Here is a 1845-nt window from a genome sequence, read left to right as displayed (position 1 = left end):
CGCGCCAGCACGGTTTCACCGGCAGCTACGATACGGTCAAGCGCTTCGTGGCGCCGCTGCGTGATCTGGTCCGGCACGCCGAGCAATGCCAGACCCGCTTCGAGACGCCGCCCGGCCAGCAGAGCCAAGTCGACTGGGGCCAGGCCAAGGTCCATTTCCGCGATCTGCCGTTCAGCGTCCACCTGTTCGTGCTGACCCTTGGCTACAGCCGGCGGGCGTTCTACCGGGCCTGCCCGAATGAGCAGCTGGCCCAGTTCCTGGACGCCCATGAACTGGCCTTCGAGCACTTCGGCGGGGTGACCGCGGAAATCCTGTACGATCGCCCCCGGACCGTCTGTGCGCGCGACGCCGACGGCAAGCTGGCCTGGAACACGACCTTCAAGGCCTTCGCCGATCACTGGGGCTTCGAGCCGCGGGTGTGCCGCGCCTACCGGCCGCAGACCAAGGGCAAGGTCGAGAGCGGGGTCAAGTACGTCAAGCGCAACTTCCTGCCCGGGCGCAGCTTTGCCGACATATCCGACTTCCAGGCCCAACTCGACGACTGGAACGCATCGATCGCCGACCTGCGCGTCCATGGCACGACCCATGAGCGCCCGCTCGACCGCTTCGCCGCCGAACGGAGCGCCCTGCATCCGATTACCGGACAGGGCCGGTTCCGGCTCCAGCGCCGGCTGGCGCGCATCGTGGCCGACGACTATCTGGTCAGCTTCGAGACCAACCGCTACTCGGTGCCCTTCCACCTGATCGGCCAGACCGTCGAGTGTCTGCGGATCGGCGAGGAGGTTCATATCTTCCACCGTGACCGGCTGGTTGTCGCCCATCCGCTGGCCGGCGGTCAGCACCAGATGCGGATCCTGCCCGAGCACGGCCCCGGGCCGATCGCCCGGACCGGTCGTCGTCCCCATGCCGGAGCGGACCCCGGCCGCAAATGGATCGGCCCCCAGGAGGTCGAGGAGCGTGATCCCCAGGTCTACGAACCGCTCGCCGGCGAGGTGTCGTCATGAGCCCGGCCCAGTTCGAGCGGCTGCAGCAGCACTTGCAACGCCTGCGCCTGTTCAAGAGCTGTGAGCGGCTGGAGGCGCTGCTTCAGCAGGCGGCCGGTGGCGAAGTGTCCTATGCCGACTTCCTGGACCAGGTGCTGTCCGAGGAAGTCGCGTCCAAGACGGCCAAGAACATCACCATGCGCACCAACCTGGCCCGCTTTCCCTTCGTCAAGGGACTGGAAGTGTTCGACTTCGCCTATCAGCCGTCGCTCGACCGCAAGCAGGTCGAGGCCCTCGCCGCCTGCCGCTTCATCGAGAACGGCGAGAACCTGGTCATCCTGGGACCGCCCGGTGTCGGCAAGACCCATCTGGCGGTCGGCCTCGGTCTCAAGGCGATCGAGCGCGGCTATCGGGTGCTGTTCACCACCGCCGCCCAGATGATCGCCGCCCTGACCCGTGCGCTGGCCGAGAACCGTCTCGACGAGCGCCTGAAAACCTACACCGTGCCGCGTCTGCTGATCCTGGATGAGATCGGCTACCTGCCGATCGACCGTGCTGGCGCCAATCTGGTGTTCCAGCTGATCAGCCGGCGCTACGAGAAAGGCCCCATGATCCTGACCAGCAACCAGAGCTTCGGCGCCTGGGGCGACGTCTTCGGCGATCGTGTGATCGCCACGGCCATCCTTGACCGCGTCCTTCACCACAGCGTTACCCTCAACATCCGTGGCAACTCTTACCGGCTCAAGGACAAGCTCAAGGCTGGTCTCGTCCGCTCCCAGGAGCAGCCCCTGACGGAAACATGATCATTGGGGGTGAGGAATTTTGCCTTCCCATACTGGGGAAAATTGCCTGCACCTTGACA

Annotated in this window: 2 protein-coding genes; both read left to right on the top strand. The window is 65.8% G+C overall.

Annotated elements, in window-relative coordinates; translation table 11 throughout:
• Positions 1 to 1004 (top strand): IS21 family transposase (istA, locus tag N825_RS35555; RefSeq protein WP_037462328.1); only part of this gene is annotated, 1004 nt, incomplete at its 5' end.
• Complete coding sequence (istB, locus tag N825_RS35550) at positions 1001 to 1786, top strand: IS21-like element helper ATPase IstB (protein ID WP_037462325.1); 786 nt, start codon at positions 1001 to 1003, stop codon at positions 1784 to 1786. The genes istA and istB, both read left to right, overlap by 4 nt.
• Positions 1787 to 1845: the final 59 nt, after the last annotated feature.

Source organism: Skermanella stibiiresistens SB22 (genome assembly GCF_000576635.1).
Taxonomy (GTDB): Bacteria; Pseudomonadota; Alphaproteobacteria; order Azospirillales; family Azospirillaceae; genus Skermanella; species Skermanella stibiiresistens.
This window is presented reverse-complemented; position numbering and strand designations above follow the sequence as displayed.